Here is a 24,596-nt window from a genome sequence, read left to right as displayed (position 1 = left end):
TCTTGGATTAGCAGGGAAGAAAGGCAAAAGCAGATCCTCTTCGAGGATGACAAGCAAAGCAAGAATAAAGAGAAGCAGGAATAAGGCCTCCATGGCGAAGAAGGCTGCAAAGAAAGTTCAATCCGGCGCGACTGCCGCGGATGCGGTCGATGAGCAGCTTGCGCGTTATCGCGAGATGCGCGATTTCAGTATTACGGATGAGCCGAGTGGTAAGCCGAATAAGAAGTCGGCGAAAGATAAGCTGCCGTTTGTTATCCAGAAGCATGCGGCTTCGCATCTTCACTATGACTTCCGCCTGGGCTGGAATGGCGTGCTGAAGAGCTGGGCTGTGGCCAAGGGGCCGAGTTACTTTCCGGGTGATCGCCGGCTCGCGGTGCAGGTGGAAGATCATCCCATGGAGTATGGCGGGTTCGAGGGGATCATTCCGCAGGGGCAGTATGGCGGCGGCACGGTGATGGTGTGGGATCAGGGGACGTGGGAGCCGCAGGCTGGGCATACCGATGTGGACGCGGGACTCAAGGCTGGGTCGTTGAAGTTCACCCTGCATGGCTCGAAGATGCAGGGTAACTGGACGCTGGTGCGCATGGGCGGCAAGGCGGCGAACGAGCGCAAACCGAATTGGCTGCTCATCAAAGAGCATGACGACTTCGAGCGCGGGAAGGACGATCCATGCGTGACGGACGACTCGCCCAATAGTGTGGTGACCGGGCGGAGCCTGGATCAGATCGCCGCAAGTGAAGACCATGTGTGGAACTCGAAGGAGACGGCGAAGGGCAACGCCTGGGTGCGCAAGGACGCCGTGGTGGAAGCGGTTGCACCGCCGAAGGACTCCCCAAAGGAGGCGTTACCGGAGTTTGTCGAACCGCAGCTTGCGATGCAGTCGACGCGTCCGCCGGCGGACTCCGGCTGGCTGCATGAGTTGAAGCTGGATGGCTATCGCGTGCAGGTGCGCAAGGATGGCTCGAAGGCGCGGATGCTGACGCGCTCCGGATTGGATTGGACCCATCGCATGAAGGACCTCGCTGCGGAGTTGTCTGCGCTGCCTTGCGAGAAGGCTCTGCTGGATGGGGAGGTCGTGGTGCTGGCAAAGGATGGGACGACCAGCTTTGCCGAGTTGCAGGCGCATTTTCAAGAGGGCAAAAAGTCGGAGCTGGTCTATTTCGCCTTCGACCTGCTGCATCTGGATGGGCGCAATCTACGCGGTCTGCCGCTGGTGGAGCGCAAAGAGATGCTGGCCGCGCTGCTGCACGGCGCGGGTGAGCATGTACGGTTCAGCGAGCATCTCGATCAGGATGGCGAGCGGGTCTTTCATCGCGCGTGCGAACTGCATGCGGAGGGCATCGTCTCGAAGCGGGCATCGGGTAAGTATGTGTCGGGCCGCACGGCGGACTGGTTGAAGCATAAGTGCGTGCGCGAACAGGAGCTGGTGATCGGCGGATTTACGTTGCCATCGAAGGGAACTCATGGCGTAGGCGCGCTGCTGCTGGGGTACTATCGCGACGGCAAGCTGATCTATGCGGGGCGGGCGGGCACGGGGTTTACGCAGAAGACGCACAGGATGATGCGCGATCGGCTGGATGCGCTGCGTGTTGCGGCGGGAGCGTTCGACAAGCCGCCGGCGGAGGCTCGGCGGGGCGCCATCTGGGTTAAGCCGGAGCTGGTGGCGCAGGTACGATTCGCGACGTGGACCGCCGATGGACTGGTGCGTCAGGCCTCGTTCCAGGGCCTGCGTGAAGACAAGCCGGCGGCCGGGGTCGAGCGAGAAGAGGCGACGGTCGCGCCGCGTCCCAAGGCCTCGCACGCGGCGCCGAAGGGGATTGCCGCGAAGACGAATGATGCGACGAGCGATCGTGCTCCGGTACGGCTGACGCATGCGGATAAGGTGCTGGATGCGGAGTCCGGGGTGACCAAGCAGCAGCTTGCCGACTTCTACTGGGCGGTCGCGGAGCGGATGTTGCCGCATGTCGCGGGCAGGCCGCTCTCGCTGGTGCGCTGTCCGGAGGGGGTGGGGTCGCCGTGCTTCTTTCAGAAGCATGTGAATCACATGCTGCCGCCTGGCGTGGAGTCGGTCGATGTGCCGGACAAGAAGACGGGCAAGACAGAGCCATACATTACGCTTTCGACCGCGGAGGCTCTGGCCGGACTCGCGCAGATGGGCGTGCTGGAGGTGCATCCCTGGGGCTCGCGCAACGACCATCTCGAGCATCCGGACCGGATTGTCATCGACCTCGATCCGGATGAGTCGATCCCGTGGCGAGCGCTCGCGGACGCGGCGCTGGAGATCCGCGGGGAGCTGAAGAAGCTGGAGCTCGAAAGTTATCTGAAGACCACGGGCGGTAAGGGGCTGCATCTGGTCGTGCCGATCAAGGCCGAGCATGATTGGGCGGAGATCAAGCAGTTCGCCCATACCTTCGTGCAGATGCTCGAATCCCAGCGGCCTGAGCTTTACCTGACGAAGATGAGCAAGGCCGCGCGCAAGGGGCGGATCTATCTGGACTATCTGCGCAACGAGCGCGGAGCGACGGCGGTGGCGGCATTCTCGCCACGCGCGCGGCCCGGGATGGCTGTATCGCTGCCGCTGAGCTGGAGCGAGTTGAAGCCGGCGGAGCGGCCTGTCTTTCGTGTGGCGGAGTTCGCGCAATGGAAGGCGCGGCTGAAGAGCGATCCCTGGAAGGACTTCGCAAAGAATACCCAAAGATTGGCGCTGGAGAACATGGTGACGACGTAATCCAGGCCTAGAATGCGTGTATGAGACGGATGATGCGTTCCTGGGCGGTCTTCGTATACGTCGTGTGGATCTGCTGCGGTCTGTCGGTCGCCGAGACGGTTGCTTCGATGCCGGCTCCCACGGCGTACATCGACGACTACGCAGGCGTTCTTTCGCCTGGCGGCCGGCAACAAGCGGAGGCGATGTGTACCCGGCTGCATCTGCTGACGAAGGCGCAAGTCATCGTCGTGACGGTGAAGACGCTCGAAGGCGTATCGGTCGACCAGTTCGCCAACAAACTCTTCCATCAGTGGAAGATCGGCGAGAGCAAGACCGACCGGGGCGTGCTGCTGCTGTTCGCCATCGACGATCACAAGCGGCGGATCGAAGTCGGATACGGGCTTGAAGGCATTCTGAACGACGCCAAGGTGGGCGACATCGGGCGTGAGATGGTTCCGGCCTTGCGCGCGGAGCACTACGACGAGGCGATCAATCTCGGCGTGCGGGATGTGGCTGAGGCGATCGCTGCCGACGCGGGGGTGTCGCTCGATGCCGATGTCGCGCCTCGTGTAACGCGTGCTTCAAACTCAGCGCTCGCCATCGTGCTTGCGGTTGTGTTGATTGGCGGCTCGCTCGTGTTTCTTGTGTGGTTCTTCATTCGCGCTGTGCGGCGGAACAGACGCTTGACGCGGGGCGAGTCGCCGACGCTCTTCTCCCCGGCGACGGACACCGATCCTGCCGTTGCCGCGCCGATCGACTGGGGCCGCAGCTACGGGGCGGGCGCGGCTGCCAGTGACGACAGCTTGAGCAGTCACTCCAACGATACTGCCGATACAAGCAGCAGCTTCGATACGGGCAGCAACTTCGATACGAGCAGCTCCGACACGAGCAGCTCCGACACGAGCAGCTCGGACTTCAGCGGTGGCGGTGGCGGCGACTCCGGCGGTGGCGGCGCGAGCGGGGACTGGTAGTTCAAAAAGCAGATCCTCCGCAGCGCGAAGGATGACAATTCTTTTGTACACGTGTTGGGCGCTCCGCCCTAACGGGCTTCAAGGCGCATCATCATGGGGTCGCGCGGACGCAGCGTGATCTTGGCCTGCGGGACGGGCGCTTCTTTGCCGAGATAGCGCATGCGCCAGCGCTGCGCGATGGTCGCGATCGACAGCACGCCCTCCATCCAGGCGAAGCTCTCGCCGATGCACTGGCGTCCGCCGCCGCCGAAGGGGAAGTAGGCGAACCTGGGGCGGGCGGCTTTCAGCTCCGGCGTGTGTCGGTCGGGGTCGAAGCGTAGCGGGTCGGGGAAGTATTCGGCCGAGCGGTGCATGATGTACTGCGAAAAGAAAAAGTGCGCGCCGGGCGGGATGAGGTATGGGCCAAGCTGCAAGGGCTTGGTCGACATGCGGCCCATGGCCCAGGCGGGCGGATAGAGACGCATCGCCTCGGCGAAGACCTGCTCGGTGTAGCGCAGGTTGGGGTAATCGGCCAGGGTCGGCGTGCGTTCGCTCAGGACCGCATCCAGTTCGGCGTGCATGCGCGTCTCGGCCTCGGGGTTCTGCGAGAGGCAGTACCAGGTCCAGGTAAGCGCGTTGGCGACGGTCTCATAGCCCGCGAGGAAGATGGTGAGAACCTCATCGCGCACCTGTTCGTCGGACATGCCGGTCTCGGCCTCCGTTCCGGTGGCCTCGTAGCGCGAGGCGAGCAGCATGGAGAGCAGGTCGCCACGATCGACGCCCGCGGCGCGGTGCTCCGAGATGAGCCGGTTGACGACGCGGTTGAGACGCTCGCGCGACTTGCGAAACTTCACCACGCCGGGGATGGGCAGGTGCAGGTAGCTTTCGAGTTTGGGCATCGCGACGAGGAAGTTGTAAAGCCCCATGATGGTGTTGACCTCGTCGTTGATCGAGCGGATGTCGTCCGTCACGTCGGTGTCGAAGAGGGTACGCGCGACGATCTCGAGCGAGAGGTCCATGCTGGCGGCGGCGATGTCGAGGGTCTGGCCGTCTTGCCACTTGGTGGTAGCGTTGGCGGCGCATGCGACGATGGTGTCGCCGTAAGCTGCGATGCGCTGGCGATGGAAGGCCGGCGCGGCGATCTTGCGCTGGCGCATGTGGATGGGATCGTCCGACGTGATGAGGCCTTCGCCGAGCAGGATCTTCATGCGCTTGAGCGTGCGCTCTTTGATGAAGCTGGGCGCCTGGTTGATGAGGATCTCGCGAATGTACTCGGGCTCGTTGACGAAGACGATGGGCGTGCCCATGAAGCGGTAGTAGGCGATGTTGCCGTACTTCGCATGCAGGTACTCGAAGAGGCGGATGGGCTCGCCCAGCTTCACCCATTTCTTCAGCGCATAAAAAGGGAGGCTGCGTTTGAGGCCGGGTGGCATGCGCCACGGTCCCTGCTCGGCGGGTATGGGTTCAGGCGGCATGGGCGGCGTTGCGGTGGACATGGGCTAAGACCTCGATGCGAGCCGGGCGGTGACGATGCGGTGGATGCGTTCTTCGATCTCCGGAATAGACGCGTTGTCGGTGATGGCGACGACGCGCTGCGGCTCGCGTGCGGCGATCTGCTCGTATGCGGTGTGGATGCGTCCGTAGAAAATCTCATCCTCGCGCTCGAAGCGATTTTCGTCGGAGCCGGTTGTCTGCACGTGGCGCTGGTTGCGGCGGCGGGCGCGGGCCAGAGATGCCTCGAGATCAGGTAGCAGGAGCAGCGTCAGGTCGGGTTGCAGGTCATCGCATACCGCGCGATGCAGCGCAAGGATGCGCTCCGAGCCGAGCTGGCGCCCGCCGCCCTGGTAGGCTTCGGACGAGTCGGTGTAGCGGTCGCAGAGGACGATGCTGCCGGCGGCGAGCGCGGGAAGGATGATCTCGGCGATGGCCTGGGCGCGGTCGGCGAACATGAGCGCCAGCTCCGCGGCCGGCGCGATCTGGCCGACGGAGGCCTCGGAACGTGAGTCCAGCAGGACGCCGCGGATTCGATCGCCGAGCGCCGTGCTGCCGGGCTGGCGCAGCGTCACGACGTGGTAGCCGCGGTCGGTGAGGCTCTGGGCCAGACGGCGTAGCTGCGTGGTCTTGCCCGAGCCGTCGAGCCCTTCGAAGGTGATGAAGTACCCGCGTTCCATCCTGCAAGTCTAACGCAGGTCTGGAGAGGCGCTTTGATCGGACAGTAGTTCGACGCGGGCGTTTGCGAGGATCAGTGCCGATGCAGCGGAATGACCGAGGTCTGCAGCTTGACCAACTCCGGCTGCGGGATCAGCGAAGGTCCGAGCACGGCGATGCGGGGGAGCGCGCCGAGCACCATGGCGACCTCGTCGCAGGCATAGAGGCGCGGGCAGGTCTGGCAGTCTTTGTAGATCTTGTCCGGCAGAGTGGTGCGGTCGACGACGCGAAAGCCAAAGTGATCGAAGAACTCCGGGATGCGCGTGAAGAGGCTGACGCAGGTGACGCCTTGGTAGTCGGCCTCGTGCAACAGCGCGCGCAGCAGCTTGCCGCCGGCGCCCTGGCCCTTGGCCTCGGGCTTGACGACGATGGAGCGAACCTCGGAGAGGTGTGGCCCATAGAGATGCAGCGCGCCGCAGCCGAGGAACTCTCCCTCGGCCGACTCGGCGACGGCGAAGTCGCGCACGTTCTCGCAGATCTCGGCGTAATTGCGGCGCAGCAGCGTGCCGTCGTGAGAGAGCGAGTTGACGAGGTCGAAGATGTGGACCGCATCGCCCAGTTTTGCCTGGCGAACGGTGACGCCGGTGTGGTCGACCGGATCCGCCGCGAAGGTCTTCTCGGCGACGGGTTCGAGGGTGCTAAGCAGGGACATGCTGCTCCTTTGCTTTGACTCCTGTTGCGGTGATTCCAAGGCGGGACTTTGCGGCGGCGAGTGCTTGCTGGACTCGCCCGCGCGCCGTGCCGCCGATGACGTCGTGGCAGTCGAGCGTGGCTTCGAGGGTGATGGCGGCGAAGAAGTCGTCGCCAAAGGCCGGGCTGAGCTGCTGGAGTTCAGCGAGCGCGATCTCGCCGAGTTCACGCTTGGTCTCAAGGCCGAGGCGCACGGCGTTGCCGATGATCTCATGCGCCTTGCGGAAGGGCACGCCGTTGTTCGAGAGATAGGTCGCGGCGGCCATGGCGTTCAGGTAGCCGGTGTCGGCGGCGAGCTTCATGCGGTCGTAGCGGAACTTCAGCGAGCGCGTGAAGGCGGGCAGTACGCTGAGGATGCCGGCGATGGTGTCGGCTGCGTCGAAGACCGGCTCTTGACCTTCCTGCAAGTCCTTGTTGTATGCGAGCGGCAGGCCCTTGATCAGCATCGTAAGCGTGGCCGACGCGCCGAAGAGACGGCCGGATTTGCCGCGGATCAGCTCGGTGAGGTCGGGGTTCTTCTTCTGCGGCATGGCCGATGAGCCGGTCGAGAAGGCCTCGGGTAGATCGAGGAAGCCGAACTCGGCGGTGGAGTGCAGGGTGAGTTCTTCGGCGAAGCGCGAGATATGTAACCCAAGCAGTGACAGATGCTGGGTGAACTCGACGGCGAAGTCGCGGTCGCTGGTGGCGTCCATGGAGTTGGGCGTTGGGCCGTCGAAGTTCAGCTCGCGTGCGGCGATCGTCCGGTCTAGTGCAAGCGTCGCGCCGGCGATGGCGCCCGAGCCGAGAGGACAGAGGTTCATGCGCTTGCGTGCGTCGATGAGACGGCTGATGTCGCGCTCGATCATGCTGACGTATGCGAGCAGCCAGTGGGCTACGGTGACCGGCTCTGCGCGCTGCAGGTGAGTGTACGAGGGCATCGACGCGTCGCCTGCCTGCTCGGCCAGTTCGATGAGGGCGTAGGCCCACTCGTTCAGACCGACGAGCGTGTCGTCGATGGCGTCGCGCACGAAGAGGCGCATGTCGGTGGCGATCTGCTCGTTGCGGCTGCGGCCGGTGTGGAGCTTCAGTGCGAGGTCGCCGACGATCTTGGTGAGCTGCAGCTCGGTGTAGTGATGGATGTCTTCGGCCTGTGGATTACGCGCGACGATGTCGCCCTCTTCTTCGGACAGCGGGATGACGCGGTCGAGGCCGTCGAGCATCTGCTTCAACTCATCGTCCGAGAGGATGCCTGCGGCGGCGATGGCGCGGGCGTGCGCCTTCGATGCGGCGACCTCCTGCGGGAGCAGGCGGTAGTCGAAGGGGAAGGAGCGCTGCCACTCTTCAAACTGCTTGTTGAGCGGCTCGCGGAAGCGGCCCGACCACATCTTGCTCGCGTTCTTATTCGGCTCTGTCGACATAGCTGAATCTTTGTTCCAATCTCTTGTTGCGAATGATGCAGCGGAGAAGAGGGTGTTGGCCTTCTTCTCCGCTGGTGTTGATGAAGTGCGAGTACAGAAGCAGGTCCTTCGCTGCGCTCAGGATGACACGCTTATGAGTTACCGCTTGCGCGAGTTCAGGCCACGCTCGCGGCTGTTGGGGATGCGCTTCGCTCCGCCGAGCAGCATCAGCAGGACGGCCTTCTGCGCGTGCATGCGGTTTTCGGCCTGGTCGAAGACGATGGACTGCGGGCCGTCGAGGACTGCGTCCGTCACCTCGGCGTTGCGGTGCGCGGGCAGGCAGTGCATGAAGACGGCGTGCGGCTGCGCGTGCTTCATCAGCTCTTCGTTCACCTGGTAGGGCTTGAAGATGGGTGCGCGCTTGGTGGCCTCGTGCTCGAAACCCATGCTGGTGCAGACGTCGGTGTAGACCGCGTCGACGCCGGTGACGGCTTTGATGGGGTCGTGCATGAGTTCGAGGCTGCCGCCGGTCTGCTCGCAGATCTCGATGGCCTTGTGGATGATCTCGAGCTTGGGCACGAAGCCCTTGGGCGTTGCGATGCGGCAGTGCGCGCCGAGCTGCGCGGCGATGAGCATCAGCGAGTGGCAGACGTTGTTGCCGTCGCCGACATAGGCGAAGTTGAGTCCCTCGGCCGAGCCGAAGCGCTCTTCGAGCGTGAAGAAGTCGGCGATGGCCTGGCACGGGTGCTCGTAGTCCGAGAGCGCGTTGATGACCGGAACCTTCGAGCTTGCGGCCATCTCGGTGATGGTCTCGTGCGAGTAGGTGCGCAGGACGATGACGTCCATCCAGCGCTCGACGTTGTGCGCCATGTCGGCGAGCGACTCACGCTCGCCGAGCGGCGATGCGGTCTGGTCGACGAAGATGGCGTTGCCGCCGAGGGTGCTCATCGCGGCCTCGAAGGTAAGGCGCGTGCGCAGGGAAGCCTTCTCGAAGAAGAGCACCATCTGGCGCGCATCGAGGGCGTGGCGGAAATCTTCAGGGTGCGTCTTCACTGCGTGCGCGAGTTCCATGATCGCCGCGGTCTCGCCGACGGTGAGGTCGGCGATGGAGCAGAGGTCGCGGCCACGCAGGCGCTTGGACGCCTCCGAGAATGCGGTGTCGGACTGGATGCCGAGCGATGCGCCGCCCTTCACGGTTGCGGGTGTTTCGCCGGGCGCGGGGGTCATGACGACGGTCTTGTTATCCATGGATGTGCTCTCCTGCAACTGCTTTGCCCGCATACGCGGTGAGGGATGTGAGAATCTCGTCGAGCGCGTGGATGGCGGCGTCCACGTGTTCGCGTTCGAGGATGTATGGGGGCAGGAAGCGGAGCACCGTCTCGCTGGTGCGGTTGATGATGATGTGGCGCTGCAGCATCTGCGCGGCGATGTCCTTCGCCAGCGTGGCGTTCTCGATCTCGGCGCCGACCATCAGGCCCTTGCCGCGTACGTCGACGATGGCCGCATGCTTCTGCTGCAGCTTGCGCAGCTCGGCGAGGAAGTAGCCGCCGACCTCTTCGATGTGAGCGAGCAGGTGCTCGTTCTGCATCGTGTCGATCACCGCGAGGGCGACTGCGATGACCAGCGGGCCGCCGCCGAAGGTCGTGCCATGCATGCCGGGCGTGATGGCGCGTGCGACCTCTTCGGTGCAGAGCGTCGCCCCGATGGGCAGGCCGCCGGCAAGCGGCTTCGCGAGCGTCGTCACATCGGGCAGGATGCCGTAGTGCTGATAGCCGAACCACTTGCCGGTGCGTCCGAAGCCGCACTGAATCTCGTCCGCGATGAGCAGGGCGCCGGTGGAATCGCAAAGCTCACGCGCTGCGGCGAAGAACTCCTGCGACACGGGGTGAATGCCGCCCTCGCCCTGGATGGCCTCGATGCAGATGCCGCAGACGTCGTCTGAGAACTTTGCGCGCAGGTCTTCGATGTCGTTGAAGCGCACGAACTCGACGGTCGGGATGAGCGGGCCGAAGGGCTCGCGGTAGAGCGCCTTGTGCGTGGTCGACACTGAGCCCATCGAACGTCCGTGGAAGCTGTGTTCGAGCGCGAGGAACTTCGTGCCGATCTGTTTGCCTTCGTTGCGCAGCCGCAGAGCGTGGGCGCGCGCGATCTTCAATGCGGCCTCCCATGCTTCGGTTCCGCTGTTGCAGAAGAAGACGCGATCCATCCCGCTGATCTCGGTCAAGCGCAGCGCAAGATCCGCCGTGCCCGCATGATAGAAGAGGTTCGACGTGTGCAGCAGGCGGTCTGCCTGAGCCACGATCGCCGCGGTAATTGCGGGATGCGAGTAGCCGAGTCCAAGCACGCCGATGCCGCTCAGCAGATCGAGATACTCGTTGCCCTCGCTATCCCGCACGTGCACACCCTTGCCCGATTCGAGCAGGATGGGATACCGATCGTAGGTCTGGAGCAGCAGCTTCTTCTCCGCGGCCTGTGTCGTTTGTAGGTTCATGCGACCATCACCTCCGTACCATCTTCCACTCTGGAACTCAGCAGATCGGGCAGGCTTGCGGCTGCCCCTGCGGGGAGAATTCTTACACGCTTCACGCCATGCGTGAGCGCATCCTTGCATGCGTTGAGCTTCGGCAGCATGCCGCCGGAGACGACCATGGCTCGCTCCAGCGCGGGGATTTCCTTGAGACTAAGCCAACGCATGACGTTGCCGTCCGCGCCCTTGACGCCGGGTACGTCGGTGAGGAAGACGAGGGCGTCGGCCTTGGTGCAGATCGCGCACGCCGCGGCCATCTCGTCCGCGTTGATATTGTAGTACTCACCGTCGAAGCCGAGTGCGATCGACGAGATCACGGGCACCGCGCCCATCATCCAGATGGCGTCGAGCCAGCGCGGATCGGCGGCGGCAATCTCTCCTACAAATCCAAGGTCCGGCGTCGTCTTCTTCTTGCGTGCGCGGAAGACGTGACCGTCTCCGCCTGAAAGACCCATCGCCGCCTGGCCGTGCTTGCCAAGCGCCGCGACCAGCGACTTGTTCACGCGGCCCGCGAGCACCATCAGCGCCGCGTCGCGCGTCTCCGCATCGGTCACGCGCAGGCCGCTGATGAACTCGCTCTTCTTACCCATCTGGGCAAGCGTCTTGGTCAGTTGAACGCCGCCGCCATGCACCACGGCAACCTGATTGCCATCGCTGACGAGATCGAAGATCGCCTTGCCGCACAGGTGCAACAGCTTTTCATCCTCGAGCGCCGCGCCACCCAGTTTCACGACATACTTCATAGCAGACCCTCCTCTTCCTTCCAGCCACACATTACGTTCAAGTTCTGCACCGCCTGTCCGGCGGCGCCCTTCAATAGATTATCGAGGCAACTGACCAGCACCAGTCGTTTGCCATCCTTTGCCAGCTCGAATCCGATATCGCAGTAGTTCGTTCGTACGATGTGTTGTATCTGCGGCAGGCCCGGTGTCTTGTGAATTCGGACCATCGGGCTGCTCGCGTAGAAACTTCGCAGTACCGATTCGACCTCCTCCGGCTTCATCGAGTCTTTCAGACGAAGATAGATGGTCGATAAAATTCCACGCGGAATCGGCAGCAGATGCGGCGTGAACTGAATCTGGTCAGCGGTGAGGCCAAGCTGTTCGAGCAGCTCGCCGGTGTGGCGATGGCCGAAGACCGCATACGCCGAAAGATTGTCCGCCGCGTACATGAAGTGCGTCTTCGCGGTCGCCGCCTTGCCCGCGCCGCTGACGCCCGACTTCGCATCGCAGATGATGCCATGATCGACATCTACGATGCCGGCGCGCAGCAGGGGAGCGAGCGCCAGGATGATCGAGGTCGAGTAGCAGCCGGGGTTCGCAACCAGGCGTGCGTTGGCGATCTCTTCGCGATGCAGCTCGGGGCAGCCGAAGACGGCCTCCTGCTGGAGCGACTGCGCGAGCGCTTCGTTCGCGTCGGTCAGCTTGTAGACCGCGCTGTTCGCGGCCTGGTGCAGCCGCCATGCGCCGCTGAGATCGATGACCTTGATGCCGCGCTCGAGCCACTCCGGCGCCCACTCGCGCGAGGTCTCGTGCGGCAGCGCGAGGAAGACCGTTTCAATGCCGGCGTCCTGAACCTTCTCCCACGAGAAGCTGACGACCTCGGGCTGCGCAACGCCGCCGCCGAGTGCAAGTTGCGGGTGAAGCGATTCGAGCGGCACGCGGCCGGTGGTGGCTTCGTCGGCGACGCGGCCGAGGAAGAGCGGCTGCGCGGCGGCGAGCCGGGGATGATGCAGCAGCAGCCTCGCCAGCTCGCCGCCGGCGTAGCCGCCGACGCCTGCAACGGCGGTCCGTACGGATGTCTTGATCTCGTTAGCCAATGTGTCCTGCAATCCTGGTCTTCAGCGTGCTGGCCTGTGGTAGGTCGGGGCAGATGATGAGCACCGTGTCGTCGCCCGCGATGGTGCCGACGACCTCCGGCCAGTCTTCGTAATCGATGCCGGCTGCGATGGGCTGCGCGCCGCCGGTTGTGGTGATGACGACGAGCAGATTCAACGCCTGCCGGACTTCGAGTCCGAAGGAATGAAGCACGTCGCGGATGCCGGGAAGATCATCCTCTTCGTCGTCTTCGCTCGCGGGGGAGGAGTATCCGTTCGGTCCCTTGCTCAGCTTCAGCTCGTGAATGTCGCGCGAAAGCGTCGCCTGGGTGACGTGGAAGCCATTGGCCGCGAGCTTGCGTCGCAGTTGATCCTGGCTGGGGATCGCTCCCTGGGCCAGCAGTTCGCGGATTGCTGCGTGCCGTTGCTGTTTCATAGCCTCCACCTCCTCTCCGCCTGTCTTTCGTCCCCGCTCCGGAAGAAAGTTCTCTTTCCGGATGCATAAAAATACATTACTATGTATAAATATACACAAGACACACGTCAAGCAGTGCTGTGGTAATTATCCAAGAAGCCGCGTCAATTAATAAAGAAAAGGAATGTGTGCGGAGACTCCATGCGGATTCTCGGCGACGTATAGTGAATTATGGACAACTCTCTCCAGTCTTCGCCTTCTCTCGGTGTTTCGGCCCGGATGCAGCGCACGCTGCGTGGCGGCAAATCCCTGCTGGACCCTCGTTTCGATCAGGACTCCTGCGGCGTCGGCTTTGTCGCGTCGATGTCCGGTGAGATTTCGCACAAGATTCTGGAGCAGGCGTTGACCGCGCTCGCCCGCCTCGCCCACCGCGGCGCCACCGCGGCCGACGGGAAGAGCAGCGATGGCGTCGGCGTCATGACCGGCGTGCCGCGAGCTCTGCTGCTGCGCGAGACCGGCGTCTCGCTGCCGGACGACCACAAGCTGGGCGTCGGCATGATCTTCACCGACCCGGCCGAGACCCGCGCCGAGGCTGTTCTGGAGCGCTGTCTGGCCTCGCACGATCTGAAGGTGCTGTGTTGGCGCGACGTGCCCGTTGCCCCGGACGCCCTGGGCGAGATCGCCCTGAGCGCCATGCCGCGTATCCGCCAGGTGCTGGTTGCGGATGTTCTTGGCGCTGAGACTCCAAAGAGCGACAAGGCGTCGAACTCGATGGAGCGCCGCCTCTACCTGTCGCGCAAGCAGTTCGAGCGCTCTCATGAAGAGGGCCACGTTACCGGCTACATCTGCTCGCTCTCGACGCGCACGCTGGTCTACAAGGCGATGTGCTCGGGCAAGCTGCTGCCGAGCTTCTTCCCGGACCTTGCCTCGCCGGACTACGTGACGCAGTTCTCGGTCTTCCACCAGCGTTACGCGACCAACACAACACCCGCGTGGCACCGCGCGCAGCCTGGCCGCACCATTGGGCACAACGGCGAGATCAACACCGTATGGGGCAATCGCGCACGCATGGCCGCGCGCGACGCCACGCTGCCGGTCGAATGCAAGCCTGTCCTGACCAAGGGCGGCACGGACTCCACCTCGCTCGACGAGACGATCGAGCTGATCTCGAAGAACGGACGCTCGATCTCGGAGGCAGTGCGCATGCTGCTGCCGCCCGCGATCACCGGCGGCCACACCTCCAGCTTCCTGCAGTATCACGCGGACTGCGCCGAGCCGTGGGATGGCCCGGCCGCGATCGCCTATAGCGACGGCCGCGTGGTCGGCGCTGCGCTCGACCGCAACGGCCTTCGTCCGTGCCGGTTTGCCGTCACGAAGAGCGGCCTGGTGGCGGCTGGCTCGGAGATCGGCCTGGTCGATCTCGATCCGGAAGAGGTCATCCATAGTGGACGCCTTGGCCCCGGTCAGATGCTCGCGGTCGACCTGATCGATGGCAAGATGTACGAGGATGAGGAGCTGCTGGCGATCTTCGACACCGGCGCGACCTACACCTCGCTGATGGAGAACGAGGAGTTTGTCGCCAAGGCCGACGACGCCGTCATGGACGTCGCCGCGATCCGCGCGCTGCACACCGGCTTCGGTTACACCCGCGAAGACGTGAAGATGATCCTGCAGCCGATGGCGGTCGAGGGCAAGGACGCCGTCTGGTCGATGGGCGACGACACCCCGCTGGCTTTCCTGGCGCGCGCGCCGCGTCCGGTGTATGCGTTCTTCCGCCAGCGCTTTGCGCAGGTGACCAACCCGGCGATCGATCCGCTGCGCGAGGCCTGCGTGGTGCAGTTGCACACGCGTCTCGGCCCCTGGCCCCACCTGCTCGACAAGAACGAGCGTCTGCGTGGACTCTCGCTGGCCTCGCCGTTCCTTTCGCTCGCGCAGGTCGCCGCGCTCCGTAAAGGCGAGCATCACCACGCCGAGGAGCTTCGCGTCGCCGTGCTCGACTGCGTCTATTCGCCTTCCACCACATTGACGGAGGCTCTCGACGCGATCGGCGCGAAGGCGATCGATCTCGTCCGTGGCGGCGCGCGCATCCTGCTCATCAGCGACCGCGAGGCCAGCTCCACCTCGCTGCCGATTCCCATGGCGATGGCGACCGGAGCGGTGCATCAGGGACTCGTCGCCGCCGGTCTTCGTACGCTGACCGGGCTGGCGGTCGAGGCCGGCGACTGCCGCGACATTCATCACGCCGCCGTGCTGATCGGCTATGGCGCGGGCGTCGTCTGCCCGTGGCTGGCGCTTGAGACGGCGCGTGCGCTCGTTCCCGCCGACCCGATTGTCGCCGAGAAGAAGATGCTGAAGTCGCTCGACGCCGGCCTCGCGAAGGTGATGTCGAAGATGGGCATCTCGGTCGTCGACAGCTATCGCGGCGCGCACCTGTTCGACATCCTCGGGCTGCACCAGAGCGTGGTCGACCGCTGCTTCCAGGACACGCCCGCGCCGCTCTCCGGCATCGGCTTCCCGGAGCTGGAGCGTCAGCTTCGCATGGGCTGGGACGCCGCGCCCGCGCCCGTCGCGAGCGAACTGCCGGACTATGGCTGGGTGCGCTTTCGCAAGGCCGATGTGGCCGAGCCGCACGCCTGGCAGCCGCCAACCGTGAAGGCTCTGCAGACGGTTGTGGGCAGCACCCGTGCAGGCGTTCTGCCGCCGGACTCCACCGCCGCGTTCAACATCTTCAGCCAGCAGGTCAATGCGGGCGAGCCTGCGGTGTTGCGCGATCTGCTGGAGATTCGTCCCGCCGGCCCGCAGCTCTCGCTCGATGAGATTGAGCCGTCGTCGAGCATCTTCAAGCGGTTCGTCGCGAGCGCCATGTCGCTCGGCTCGTTGAGCCCCGAGGCGCACCAGTGCATCACCATTGCGATGAACAAGCTGGGTGGCCGGTCGAACACCGGTGAGGGCGGCGAAGATCCGGAGGTCTACCGCAAGGAGTGGATTCCGGCTTCGAGCGTTCCGAGTGACGGCGGTGGCGCCGCGCAGGCTCAGGCCGGCGGTACGGCTGTCGCGGAGATGGTCGAGACCGCCGCGCACTATGCGCCGCTGCTCAAGAACAACCGCATCAAGCAGGTCGCGTCCGGACGCTTCGGCGTCACGGCGCAGTATCTGGCGCATGCGGACGAGATCGAGATCAAGGTCGCGCAGGGCGCCAAGCCCGGCGAGGGTGGACAGTTGCCCGGGCACAAGGTCTCAGGGCTGATCGCGCGTCTGCGTCATGCGCAGCCGGGCGTCTCGCTCATCTCGCCTCCGCCGCATCACGACATCTACTCGATCGAAGACCTCGCGCAGTTGATCTACGATCTGAAGCGCATCAACCCGAAGGCTCTGGTCGGCGTGAAGCTGGTTTCGAGCTGCGGCGTCGGCACGGTGGCGGCCGGCGTGGCGAAGGCCTATGCGGACTTCATCGTCATCGCCGGCAACACCGGCGGCACGGGCGCGGCGGCGCTTTCGAGCATCAAGTACGCGGGTAATCCGTGGGAGCTGGGGCTTGCCGAGGCGCAGCAGGTGCTGATGGAAAATGGCATGCGTGGCCGGGTGCGGCTGCGTACGGACGGCGGTCTGGCCACCGCCCGCGACGTGCTGGTCGCGGCGCTGCTGGGCGCGGACGAGTACGCCTTCGGTACGGCGGTGCTGGTCGCGATTGGCTGCGATATGGCGCGGCAGTGTCATCTGAATACCTGTCCGACGGGCATCGCGACGCAGAAGCCGGAGCTGCGGGCGAAGTTCCGCGGCAAGCCAGAGCACATCATCGGCTTCTTCACCGAGCTGGCGAACGAACTGCGTCATCTGCTGGCGCGTTACGGTCTGCCTTCGCTTGAGGCCGCCATCGGCCGCACCGACCTGCTGGAGCAGGTGCGGTTCGACGGCAATCTGGATCTTGAGCCGATGCTGGCTCGGGTGAACGACGGTCCGGTGCAGTCGCAGGGCATCCGCAATAACCAGCCGGTCGACGGTCCTCCGCTCGACGAGGCATGGATCGCACCGGCGCTCGAGGCCATCGCGGCGGGCGTGCCGCATGTGGTTGAATCGTCGATCTCGAACTGCGACCGCTCGATCGGCGCGCGGCTTGCGGGTGAGATTGCGCTGCAGCGCGCGCAGGGTGAGGTTCCGGTCGACGTGACCCTCCACCTGACGGGCACGGCGGGGCAGAGCTTCGGCGCATTCACGGTCGAGGGCATGAAGCTGGTGCTTGACGGCCAGGCGAACGACTTCGTCGGCAAGGGGCTGGCGGGCGGCGAGATCGTCATCCGGGCGATGGGCCTCGCGGCAAAGGATAGCGGCAACCACGCGATCCTCGGCAACGTCGCGCTCTACGGCGGCACGGCGGGCGCGTTCTACGCGGCGGGTCGCGCGGGCGAGCGGTTCGGCGTACGCAACTCGGGCGTGACGACGGTCGTCGAGGGCGTGGGCGACCACGGCTGCGAGTACATGACCGGCGGTACGGTCGTCGTGCTGGGACGTGCCGGGATGAACTTCGGCGCCGGCATGACGGGTGGTCTGGCGTGGGTCTACGACGCGGACGGCAGCTTCGTCCAGGGCTTGCGGTATCATCCGGATTTCGTTGACCCGGAACCGTTTAGCGCGGTCGATGCGGAGTCGCAGGAGGCTCTGCGCGCGCTGATCGGCGTCCACGCGGAGAAGGCTGCGAGCGGTCTGGCGCAGTCGATGCTGGCGGACTGGGGGACGAAGTCGGCGGCGTTTGTCCGTCTGAGTCCGAAGCCGCAGGTTTAGCGGGATTTTGGTTCGGTCGTAAGAATTGCGTAAGATCCGGCGGATTGCTGTGCGATGCATCGAAGTTTGAGCATCCAACCAGCAATCCGCCTTTTGTTTGGCTGGACATCCGCGCAATGCGATAGTCTTGCGGGGTTCGAGAGTTCTGGAGAGTGCATGTTCGATCTGAAGACGGTAAACGATGTTTTCGTAAAGGGTACGTCGCGTGGGGCGAAGGTTGTGATCCAGTGGCAGGACACGGCGGGCGCCTGGAACCCGATGTCCTCGGATGAGCTTTACGGCCGTGTGCGCGCGCTGGCGGAGGTCTTCCAGAGCTGGGGCATCGTGAAGGGCGATCGCATCGCCATCCTCGCCGAGAACCGCTGGGAGTGGTCGGTGACGGACTTCGCCACGCTGGCGCTTGGCGCCGTCGACGTACCGCTCTATGCGACGCTCACCGCCGAGCAGATCGGCTACATGGTGAAGGACGCCGGGGCGAAGGTGATCGTCGTTTCGAGCAAGGATCAGTATGCGAAGATCGCGCAGGCGGGCGAGATGCCGGCGCTCGAACACGTCGTCGTGATGGATGCCGGCAAGTTCGATAACGCCGACAGCTTCGGCGATCTGGTGGCGAACTTCAAGGACAAACAGGCGCGCGACGCGGGCTTCGATGCGATCGTGGCCTCGGTGCAGGGCGACGATCTCGCGACCCTGATCTACACCTCGGGCACGACGGGCGTGCCGAAGGGCGTGATGCTGACGCATGGCAATCTCGCCAGCAATGTCAATGTGTCGACGACCTACTTCGGCTTCAACGATCAGGACAGCGTCATCTCTTTTCTGCCGCTCTCGCATGTCACGGCGCGGCACGTGGATTACTCGCTGATGTGTCATGGCGCGAGCATCGCTTACTGCCCGAACTTCAACCAGCTTGCCGTCGTGATGAAGGCGATTCGGCCGACGATCTTCATGGCCGTACCGCGCGTTTACGAGAAGATTCGTCAGGGTGTGGAAGGGAAGTCCGCGAAGTCGAAGCTGAAGCTGGCGATTTTGAACTGGGCGCTGGGCGTCGGCAAGAGCCACCGGCAGGAAGTGATGGACGGCAAGACGCCAGGCGGCCTCTTCCCGATGATCGCGCATAAGCTGGTGTTTTCGAAGATTCGCGAGGCCTTCGGCGGACGGGTGAAGTCGTTTATCTCGGGCGGCGCGCCGCTGGGCATCGATACGGCCGGCTGGTTCGCCGATGCGGGCATTCGTATCTTCGAAGGCTACGGCATGACGGAGACCTCGCCTGTCGTCGCGGCAAACGATCCCCACGGCACGCGTATCGGCACGGTCGGCCTGCCGATGGAGAACATCGAGACGCGCTTCGCCGCCGATGGCGAACTGGAGGTTCGTGGGCCGTCGGTCTTCAAGGGCTACTGGAACATGGAGAAGGAGACGGCCGAGGCCTTCACCGCGGACGGCTGGTATAAGACCGGCGACATCGGCAACGCGGATAAGGATGGCTTCATCTCCATCACCGATCGCAAGAAGGAGCTGCTGAAAACCAGCGGCGGCAAGCTGATCGCGCCGCAGCCGATCGAGAACAAGCTGAAAGCGAACTCGCTGGTCGGGCAGGCCTGCGTCGTGGGCGACAAGCACAAGTTCGCCTGCGTGCTGATCTCGCCGAACTTCCAGGCGCTGGAGCACTGGGCGCAGCAGAACGGCGTCTCGACCGCCGATCACGCGGCGCTGGTGAAGGATCCGAAGGTCGTGCAGCTCTATCAGGGCGTAATGGAGCAGGTGAACGGCTCGCTCGCGCACTACGAGACGATGAAGCGTGTCGCGGTGGTGCCGGATGAGTGGTCGATCGAAGCCGGAGAGATGACGCCGAGCATGAAGCTAAAGCGCCGGGTGATCACGCAGAAGTACGAGAAAGAGATTGACGCGTTCTACGCCGATGAGGCTACCTCCAAGGAGTAGGCCGCTCGTTCCATGCCAAAGAGGCTCTCCCCCGGAGAGCCTCTTTGGCATGATGGATGACATTTGCCGGGCTATTTTGCGATCGACACCGAATCCCCAACCTTCGGTTGCATGCTGCCTTCAAAGTGGCCGATGGCCAGCGATCCGTCGATGCTCGAGACCGTGAGATAGCCGATGGTCAGGTCGGTGGGCCGTACGACCGAACCGTTGGCGTCCTTGGTCAGGCCGCTGGGGCGCGTGACGATCAGGCGCGTGCCGATGGCTGGCAATTTGCCCTCGTCGGCGAGCACCGAGGTCTGTCCGCCATCCGCGTCGAAGATAGTGCCGACCGAGCCGGTCATGGGGGAGTCGCCGCCGGTGGCCAGGTCGCCGACGAGCGAGTCGACAGCCTGGCTGGAGGCGACCTGGAAGTCGGCGGTGTTCGTCCATGTCGGCGTGGGAGCGTTGCGCGCGAGACAGTCGGCCTTTTCGCTCTTTGAGCCGCTGCAGTTGGCCGCCTTTGCGGAGTCCATCGGCGGGGTGTAGCCGACGCCGTTGACAACCGAGAGCGTCTGGCCAGACCTGGCGTCGACCAGCCGAGCATGGAGCGAGATCTCTTTCTCCGGCGCGGACTTGCCGTCCTTGGTCATCGCCGAGGCGTGCGGCGCCAGCAGACTGTCTTCGATGCTGCCGATCAGCACCGCATCGACGCCGAGCAGGGCGCCGATCTTGGCGGCGGTGGATTGGTCGGAGTCGCCGGTCTGGCCGGGCGCGAGCGACACGGTGACGTGGTCTTCACCCTTGCCGTGGACGACCGTGAATCCGGCGTCGATGCCCAGCTTTGCGGCGACTTTTTCCGCCAGTTCGGTCCAGGGCGAGTCGTCGGTCTGCATCGGGCTCTTGTCCGAGCCGTTGGGGTCGGTGTACTTGAAGTCCAGCACGGCGATCCGGATCGGCGGCTGACCGTTGACCGAGGGCGGCGCCGGAATGCCGAGGTTGATGGATGTGGCTTGCGTGTTGGCGCTTGGCGGAGGTGGACCGGCCTGCGCCTGTCCCAGCGACATCGTAGTGGCCGAGATACCGGTCGTTTGAACCGCTCCCTGGGCGGCGCCGACGCTCGAAATAGCCGTCGCGACCATGGAATCACCCTCGCCGCTGTAGACGATCTTTACCATGTCTCCGGTCTTGACGGCGTCGGTGGCGGCGCCCGGTCCGATGGCGAAGACCAGCCGCTGAGGCTTTCCCTTGCTGTCGATCACCTGCAGGTCTGCTTCGCTGGGGGTGAGTCCGACAAGGGTGCCTAGCCGGTCTCCAGAGGTCTTCTGCGGTTGGGCAAAGGCCGACAGGGAGGTCGCCAAAAAAAGCATGGTGGTTGGTAGACGGTGGTAATTCATGAGCGGGAAACTCCATCTGTCAGTTCGAATTTCGGTTTCGTTTTGAAAGCGCGAGGAACTGGGCCCGGAGGTGCTGTTTTTGAGGACGACTGCACGGGAATAAGCTTTGGAAACCTTGACTATAAGCCCGAGAGTTTCTCAAATCTACAGAAAGATTTTTGTGTTCACTCCTTATGTAGCTCAAACCCGACGGAAAAGAAAGAGGTTATTCGCCCGCAAGTGATAGGAGTGATGAATTCCTTACTCCCATAACCGCTGTTGGCTGCCTGTAAAAACCCAGCCGACGCCGCGAAGTTATCGGGTAAGACAGGAATTTTGTGACGGAAGCGGGCGGTTATCATCGAAATAGCAATGACTAATTTGAAGCGCGCAATGAAGGTCGGCCGGAAGTTTGAAAATCCCGTGCCGACCGCGGTGGGCGGCCTGAGCATCATGCTGAAGGTGCTTCCGCTTTACGTCGTCAACCGTGAGGAGCGGACGCCGCGTGTCGCTCCGGGGCCGTTCCGCACCGATGCGTCGATCTACCGGACCGAGCCCTTGAGCGGCCTGCGGGCGACCTGGTTCGGCCACTCTTCGGCGCTGCTTGAGATCGACGGCGTCCGGGTGCTGATGGACCCGGTGTGGGATGAGCGGGCGTCGCCGGTGCAGTGGTTTGGGCCAAAGCGATTTTTCCCGCCCACGATGGCGCTCGATGAGTTGCCGCCGCTGGACGCGGTCATTCTCTCGCACGACCACTACGACCATCTGGGTGCGGGCACGGTGAAGATACTCGCCCGGCTGCATCCAGAGATGCGCTGGGTCGCGCCGCTGGGTATAGGCGGCGAGCTGCGCAAGTTTGGCGTCGCTCCGTCGCGCATCACCGAGCTCGACTGGACGCAGAGCACGGTCATCTACAGGCGCGACAACGGCGCCGAACTGGCGGTCACCGCTGTGCCGACACGCCATTTCTCGGGCCGAAGCGCCTTCAACCGCTTCGAGACGTTGTGGTCGTCGTACGCGCTGCGCGGCTCGGCGCACGCGGTTTACTTCGGCGCGGACTCGGGCGAATGGGAGGGCTTCGGCGAGATCGGCGCGATGTACGGCCCGTTCGACCTGACGATGCTTGAGATCGGCGCCTTCCACGAGCTTTGGAAGGACATCCACATGGGCCCGGCGGGCGCGGCTCGGAGCTTCGCGGCGATGGGCGGGCAGGGATTGCTGATGCCGATGCACTGGGGATTGTTCGACCTGGCGCTGCATAGCTGGCGGACGCCGATCCGCGAGATGCTGGAGCTGGCAGGGCAGCAGGGGCTGCGGCTATGGTCGCCCGAGCCGGGCAGGCCGACCGAAGTGACGGCCGGAGTCGAGGTGCGGTCGACCTGGTGGCAGGGCGAAGGGGGTTAGCTTCTGGTTAAGACTCTCGGAAGTTCCTTGTAAGCGTGTGGAAAACCGGGTACAAACAGTATGCCGTCCGAAATATTGCGGGAACGTGAAGAGGAGCTTTCGATGCCAGGTGCCGTTCATACAATGCTGCGTGAGGTCATGGATATCCGGCAGGCTGCGGAGTATCTGGGGATCAGCGGCGATACGCTGTACCGCTACGCAAGCGAGGGCTTCATTCCGGCGTTCAAGCTGGGCAATCGCTGGCGGTTCAAGCGCAGCCTGCTGGATGCGTGGATGGTCGAAAAGAGCGGCCCGCACAGCTCGGATATCTCCGTGATGCCGAAGCAGAAGAAGCCGGTGCGGCGGGCGCGGTAAGGGTTACACCAGCCCGTGTGGTTGCAGGGTAAAGACTGTTATCTCCGGCGGGCAGAAGAGCCGGAAGGGCAGGCCCACCGTTCCGATGCCGCGGTTGACGTAAAGCTGCAGGTCGCCGAAGCGATAGAGGCCTTCGTAATACTTCTCGGCGCCGGGCGGCAGGGTGAGCGGCGGCAGCCCCGGGATGCGGACCTGGCCGCCGTGAGAGTGGCCGGAGAGCACCAGGTCGATCGACCGGCTGGCCGGATCGGTGAGCATCACATCGAGATAGTCCGGCTCATGCACCATGACGATAACCGGGCCGTCCGGCCTTCGCGGAACGGACTCTTCGATTCTGGCCCCCCCGCTCGTGGGGTCTCTAAGGCCGCAGAGCCAGATGCGCTGGCCGCCGCGCTCGATCGGCAGATAGCGGTTGTTGAGGATCGGGGTGCCGGTCGTCTCCAGCGCGTCCTTGACGGCTGCCTCTCCCACATCGATATCGTGATTTCCCAGGATGCCGTAACGCTGCGGGCAGGCAATCCTGCGCAGGAGTTCGCCGCAGACGCCGGCCTGGCGGCGAGCGTAGGACTTTGGCAGCGGCGTTCTGCAGACGTAGTCGCCGGTGAGTAGGACGATGTCGCAGGGGATGCTGTTGATGCGATGGATGACGCGCTCGAGGAAGAGCGGCTCGGTGAACTCCTGCAGGTGGATATCCGATATCTGCACGATGCGAAAGCCATGAAAGGCCTCCGGCAGATTGCGTATCCGCATGGTGAGGTTGACGACATCGATCTCATGCCGTGCGAACTCGCCGGCGTAGAGTGCGAGGCCGGATGCGGCGGCGGCGCCGAGCATGAAGTTGCGCCGGCTGAACAGGCGCGCGGAAGCGCTCTCCGGCTCAAGCTCCGATGGGAACCGCATCTCAGGGGGCATACACCATGATACCCGCTCTGCGGAACAAACGACGGATTGCGTAGAATGGTGGGGATGAATATGAGTGCAAGGAAGCGGAAGCTCGCCTCGGCGATGAAGGCGGCGGGCGTCGATGCGCTGCTGGTGACTCATCTGCCGGATGTGCGCTATCTCTGCGGATTCACGGGGTCGAACGCCTCGCTGGCTGTGATCGGCACGCGTGCGGTGCTGTTTACCGATGGTCGATACACGACGCAGGCGAAGGCCGAGGTCGTGGGCGCGAAGGTGGTGATCGCGCCGAAGTCCGCGATGGCCGCGGCGTGCGAGTGGCTGGGCGGGCAAGGGGTTGCGAAGTGCGGATTCGACTCTTCGCAGACCACCGTGGCGGCGCTGGAGACGATGCGCAAGGCTCTGCCCGCGGGTTTGCGGCGGTCGCTGTTCACGCCGGTGGCTCCGCTGGTCGCGGGGCTGCGCGAGATCAAGGACGCCGAAGAGATCGTGAAGATGCGGGCTGCCGCAGCGCTGGGCTGCAGGCTCTTCGACGGCGTGCTGGAGCATATCGTAGCAGGTGCGGCCGAGGTGAAGGTGGCGGCGGCGCTGGAGTACCAGGCGCGGCTTGCGGGTGTCGACGGCATGTCGTTCGAGACGATCGTGGCCAGCGGCGAGCGGTCCGCGCTGCCGCACGGACGGGCGACGAAGGCGAAGCTGCCGCGCAAAGGCTTCTGCACGCTGGACTTTGGCGTGCTGCTCGATGGATACTGCTCCGACATGACGCGGACGGTCCATCTCGGGCGCATCGGCGCCGAAGAACGCACAGTCTACGAGGCTGTTCTGGACGCGCAGCTTGCGGGCGTGGCGGCGGTGCGGGCCGGCGCGTCGACCGGCGATGTGGACGAGGCCGCGCGCTCCGTGCTGCGTGCGGCGAAGCTCGACCAGTACTTCACGCATTCGACCGGGCACGGCGTCGGCCTTGAGATTCATGAAGGCCCACGGCTCGCCACAAAGCAAACCCAGCCCCTGAAAGCTGGAATGATCGTTACAATCGAACCTGGCGTCTACATCCCCGGTAAATTTGGGGTGCGGATTGAGGATACGGTGCTGGTGACGGCGACCGGATGTGAGATTCTAACGCCGAGCACCAAGGCGTTGATTGAGTTGTAGATTTCGAGCTGTAGATTTCAAG

18 protein-coding genes are annotated in these 24,596 nt (G+C 64.2%); 7 read left to right on the top strand and 11 right to left on the bottom strand.

The features are described 5' to 3' along the window. Positions 1-91 precede the first annotated feature (91 nt). Entirely contained in the window at positions 92-2,728 is a 2,637-nt protein-coding gene (ligD, locus tag CHB87_RS08640) for a DNA ligase D (RefSeq protein WP_089407994.1), read from the top strand. Positions 2,729-2,757: 29 nt separating this feature from the next. Then, positions 2,758-3,678 (top strand): TPM domain-containing protein, encoded by a 921-nt coding sequence (locus CHB87_RS08635; RefSeq protein WP_176441665.1) that lies wholly within the window; start codon positions 2,758-2,760, stop codon positions 3,676-3,678. Between the two features lie 68 nt (positions 3,679-3,746). Here the strand turns inward: CHB87_RS08635 and CHB87_RS08630 are convergent, their stop codons facing one another. The 9 genes from CHB87_RS08630 to CHB87_RS08590 form a co-directional block, all read right to left on the bottom strand. After that, complete coding sequence (locus CHB87_RS08630; RefSeq protein WP_245817889.1) at positions 3,747-5,153, bottom strand: cytochrome P450; 1,407 nt, start codon at positions 5,151-5,153, stop codon at positions 3,747-3,749. 3 nt (positions 5,154-5,156) lie between these two features. Further along, positions 5,157-5,828, bottom strand: coding sequence for a dTMP kinase (gene tmk / locus CHB87_RS08625; protein ID WP_089407992.1), 672 nt, complete (start codon positions 5,826-5,828; stop codon positions 5,157-5,159). 71 nt (positions 5,829-5,899) lie between these two features. Next, entirely contained in the window at positions 5,900-6,517 is a 618-nt protein-coding gene (locus CHB87_RS08620; RefSeq protein ID WP_089407991.1) for a GNAT family N-acetyltransferase, read from the bottom strand. Further along, positions 6,504-7,952 carry an argininosuccinate lyase gene (gene argH / locus CHB87_RS08615; protein ID WP_089407990.1) on the bottom strand — a complete coding sequence of 483 codons (1,449 nt, stop codon included), beginning with the start codon at positions 7,950-7,952 and terminating at the stop codon, positions 6,504-6,506. The genes CHB87_RS08620 and argH overlap by 14 nt, the downstream gene beginning before the upstream one ends. 138 nt (positions 7,953-8,090) lie before the next feature. Continuing rightward, complete coding sequence (gene argF / locus CHB87_RS08610) at positions 8,091-9,179, bottom strand: ornithine carbamoyltransferase (protein ID WP_089407989.1); 1,089 nt, start codon at positions 9,177-9,179, stop codon at positions 8,091-8,093. Beyond that, on the bottom strand, positions 9,172-10,422 hold the full coding sequence (locus CHB87_RS08605; RefSeq protein WP_089407988.1) for an aspartate aminotransferase family protein: 1,251 nt from the start codon (positions 10,420-10,422) through the stop codon (positions 9,172-9,174). Before CHB87_RS08605 ends, argF begins: the two co-directional genes overlap by 8 nt. Next, positions 10,419-11,201, bottom strand: a complete 783-nt coding sequence (argB, locus tag CHB87_RS08600; protein ID WP_089407987.1) for an acetylglutamate kinase — start codon at positions 11,199-11,201, stop codon at positions 10,419-10,421. Before argB ends, CHB87_RS08605 begins: the two co-directional genes overlap by 4 nt. Beyond that, the gene (argC, locus tag CHB87_RS08595; protein WP_245817888.1) at positions 11,198-12,277 is read right to left on the bottom strand and encodes an N-acetyl-gamma-glutamyl-phosphate reductase; all 1,080 of its coding nucleotides are present in this window, start codon (positions 12,275-12,277) and stop codon (positions 11,198-11,200) included. Before argC ends, argB begins: the two co-directional genes overlap by 4 nt. After that, positions 12,270-12,710 carry an arginine repressor gene (locus CHB87_RS08590; protein WP_089407986.1) on the bottom strand — a complete coding sequence of 147 codons (441 nt, stop codon included), beginning with the start codon at positions 12,708-12,710 and terminating at the stop codon, positions 12,270-12,272. Before CHB87_RS08590 ends, argC begins: the two co-directional genes overlap by 8 nt. 210 nt (positions 12,711-12,920) lie before the next feature. Between CHB87_RS08590 and CHB87_RS08585 the strand changes: the two genes are divergently transcribed. Next, on the top strand, positions 12,921-17,468 hold the full coding sequence (locus CHB87_RS08585; protein ID WP_425432470.1) for a glutamate synthase-related protein: 4,548 nt from the start codon (positions 12,921-12,923) through the stop codon (positions 17,466-17,468). Positions 17,469-17,624: 156 nt separating this feature from the next. After that, the gene (locus tag CHB87_RS08580) at positions 17,625-19,412 is read left to right on the top strand and encodes an AMP-dependent synthetase/ligase (RefSeq protein ID WP_089407984.1); all 1,788 of its coding nucleotides are present in this window, start codon (positions 17,625-17,627) and stop codon (positions 19,410-19,412) included. A gap of 71 nt (positions 19,413-19,483) precedes the next feature. Here CHB87_RS08580 and CHB87_RS08575 read toward each other — a convergent pair whose 3' ends face one another. Then, entirely contained in the window at positions 19,484-20,785 is a 1,302-nt protein-coding gene (locus tag CHB87_RS08575) for a hypothetical protein (RefSeq protein WP_142988279.1), read from the bottom strand. A 351-nt stretch (positions 20,786-21,136) separates the two neighbouring features. On the opposite strand from CHB87_RS08575, the gene CHB87_RS08570 reads away from it, so the two are divergent. Both CHB87_RS08570 and CHB87_RS08565 read left to right on the top strand, forming a co-directional pair. Then, positions 21,137-22,168, top strand: coding sequence for an MBL fold metallo-hydrolase (locus CHB87_RS08570; RefSeq protein ID WP_089407982.1), 1,032 nt, complete (start codon positions 21,137-21,139; stop codon positions 22,166-22,168). A 102-nt stretch (positions 22,169-22,270) separates the two neighbouring features. Beyond that, complete coding sequence (locus tag CHB87_RS08565; RefSeq protein ID WP_089408138.1) at positions 22,271-22,522, top strand: helix-turn-helix domain-containing protein; 252 nt, start codon at positions 22,271-22,273, stop codon at positions 22,520-22,522. 3 nt (positions 22,523-22,525) lie between these two features. Here CHB87_RS08565 and CHB87_RS08560 read toward each other — a convergent pair whose 3' ends face one another. Continuing rightward, on the bottom strand, positions 22,526-23,422 hold the full coding sequence (locus tag CHB87_RS08560) for a metallophosphoesterase (RefSeq protein ID WP_089407981.1): 897 nt from the start codon (positions 23,420-23,422) through the stop codon (positions 22,526-22,528). Positions 23,423-23,494: 72 nt separating this feature from the next. On the opposite strand from CHB87_RS08560, the gene CHB87_RS08555 reads away from it, so the two are divergent. Further along, positions 23,495-24,574, top strand: a complete 1,080-nt coding sequence (locus tag CHB87_RS08555) for a M24 family metallopeptidase (RefSeq protein ID WP_342743546.1) — start codon at positions 23,495-23,497, stop codon at positions 24,572-24,574. Positions 24,575-24,596: the final 22 nt, after the last annotated feature.

The organism is Granulicella rosea (genome assembly GCF_900188085.1).
Taxonomy (GTDB): domain Bacteria; phylum Acidobacteriota; class Terriglobia; order Terriglobales; family Acidobacteriaceae; genus Edaphobacter; species Edaphobacter rosea.
This window is presented reverse-complemented; position numbering and strand designations above follow the sequence as displayed.

Coding starts and splice junctions, on each gene's coding strand:
- ligD (WP_089407994.1), top strand. CDS start 92: ATGGCGAAGAAGGCTGCAAAGAAAGTTCAATCCGGCGCGACTGCCGCG.
- CHB87_RS08635 (WP_176441665.1), top strand. CDS start 2,758: ATGATGCGTTCCTGGGCGGTCTTCGTATACGTCGTGTGGATCTGCTGC.
- CHB87_RS08630 (WP_245817889.1), bottom strand. CDS start 5,153: ATGTCCACCGCAACGCCGCCCATGCCGCCTGAACCCATACCCGCCGAG.
- tmk (WP_089407992.1), bottom strand. CDS start 5,828: ATGGAACGCGGGTACTTCATCACCTTCGAAGGGCTCGACGGCTCGGGC.
- CHB87_RS08620 (WP_089407991.1), bottom strand. CDS start 6,517: ATGTCCCTGCTTAGCACCCTCGAACCCGTCGCCGAGAAGACCTTCGCG.
- argH (WP_089407990.1), bottom strand. CDS start 7,952: ATGTCGACAGAGCCGAATAAGAACGCGAGCAAGATGTGGTCGGGCCGC.
- argF (WP_089407989.1), bottom strand. CDS start 9,179: ATGGATAACAAGACCGTCGTCATGACCCCCGCGCCCGGCGAAACACCC.
- CHB87_RS08605 (WP_089407988.1), bottom strand. CDS start 10,422: ATGAACCTACAAACGACACAGGCCGCGGAGAAGAAGCTGCTGCTCCAG.
- argB (WP_089407987.1), bottom strand. CDS start 11,201: ATGAAGTATGTCGTGAAACTGGGTGGCGCGGCGCTCGAGGATGAAAAG.
- CHB87_RS08590 (WP_089407986.1), bottom strand. CDS start 12,710: ATGAAACAGCAACGGCACGCAGCAATCCGCGAACTGCTGGCCCAGGGA.
- CHB87_RS08585 (WP_425432470.1), top strand. CDS start 12,921: ATGGACAACTCTCTCCAGTCTTCGCCTTCTCTCGGTGTTTCGGCCCGG.
- CHB87_RS08580 (WP_089407984.1), top strand. CDS start 17,625: ATGTTCGATCTGAAGACGGTAAACGATGTTTTCGTAAAGGGTACGTCG.
- CHB87_RS08575 (WP_142988279.1), bottom strand. CDS start 20,785: ATGAATTACCACCGTCTACCAACCACCATGCTTTTTTTGGCGACCTCC.
- CHB87_RS08570 (WP_089407982.1), top strand. CDS start 21,137: ATGACTAATTTGAAGCGCGCAATGAAGGTCGGCCGGAAGTTTGAAAAT.
- CHB87_RS08565 (WP_089408138.1), top strand. CDS start 22,271: ATGCCAGGTGCCGTTCATACAATGCTGCGTGAGGTCATGGATATCCGG.
- CHB87_RS08560 (WP_089407981.1), bottom strand. CDS start 23,422: ATGCGGTTCCCATCGGAGCTTGAGCCGGAGAGCGCTTCCGCGCGCCTG.
- CHB87_RS08555 (WP_342743546.1), top strand. CDS start 23,495: ATGAGTGCAAGGAAGCGGAAGCTCGCCTCGGCGATGAAGGCGGCGGGC.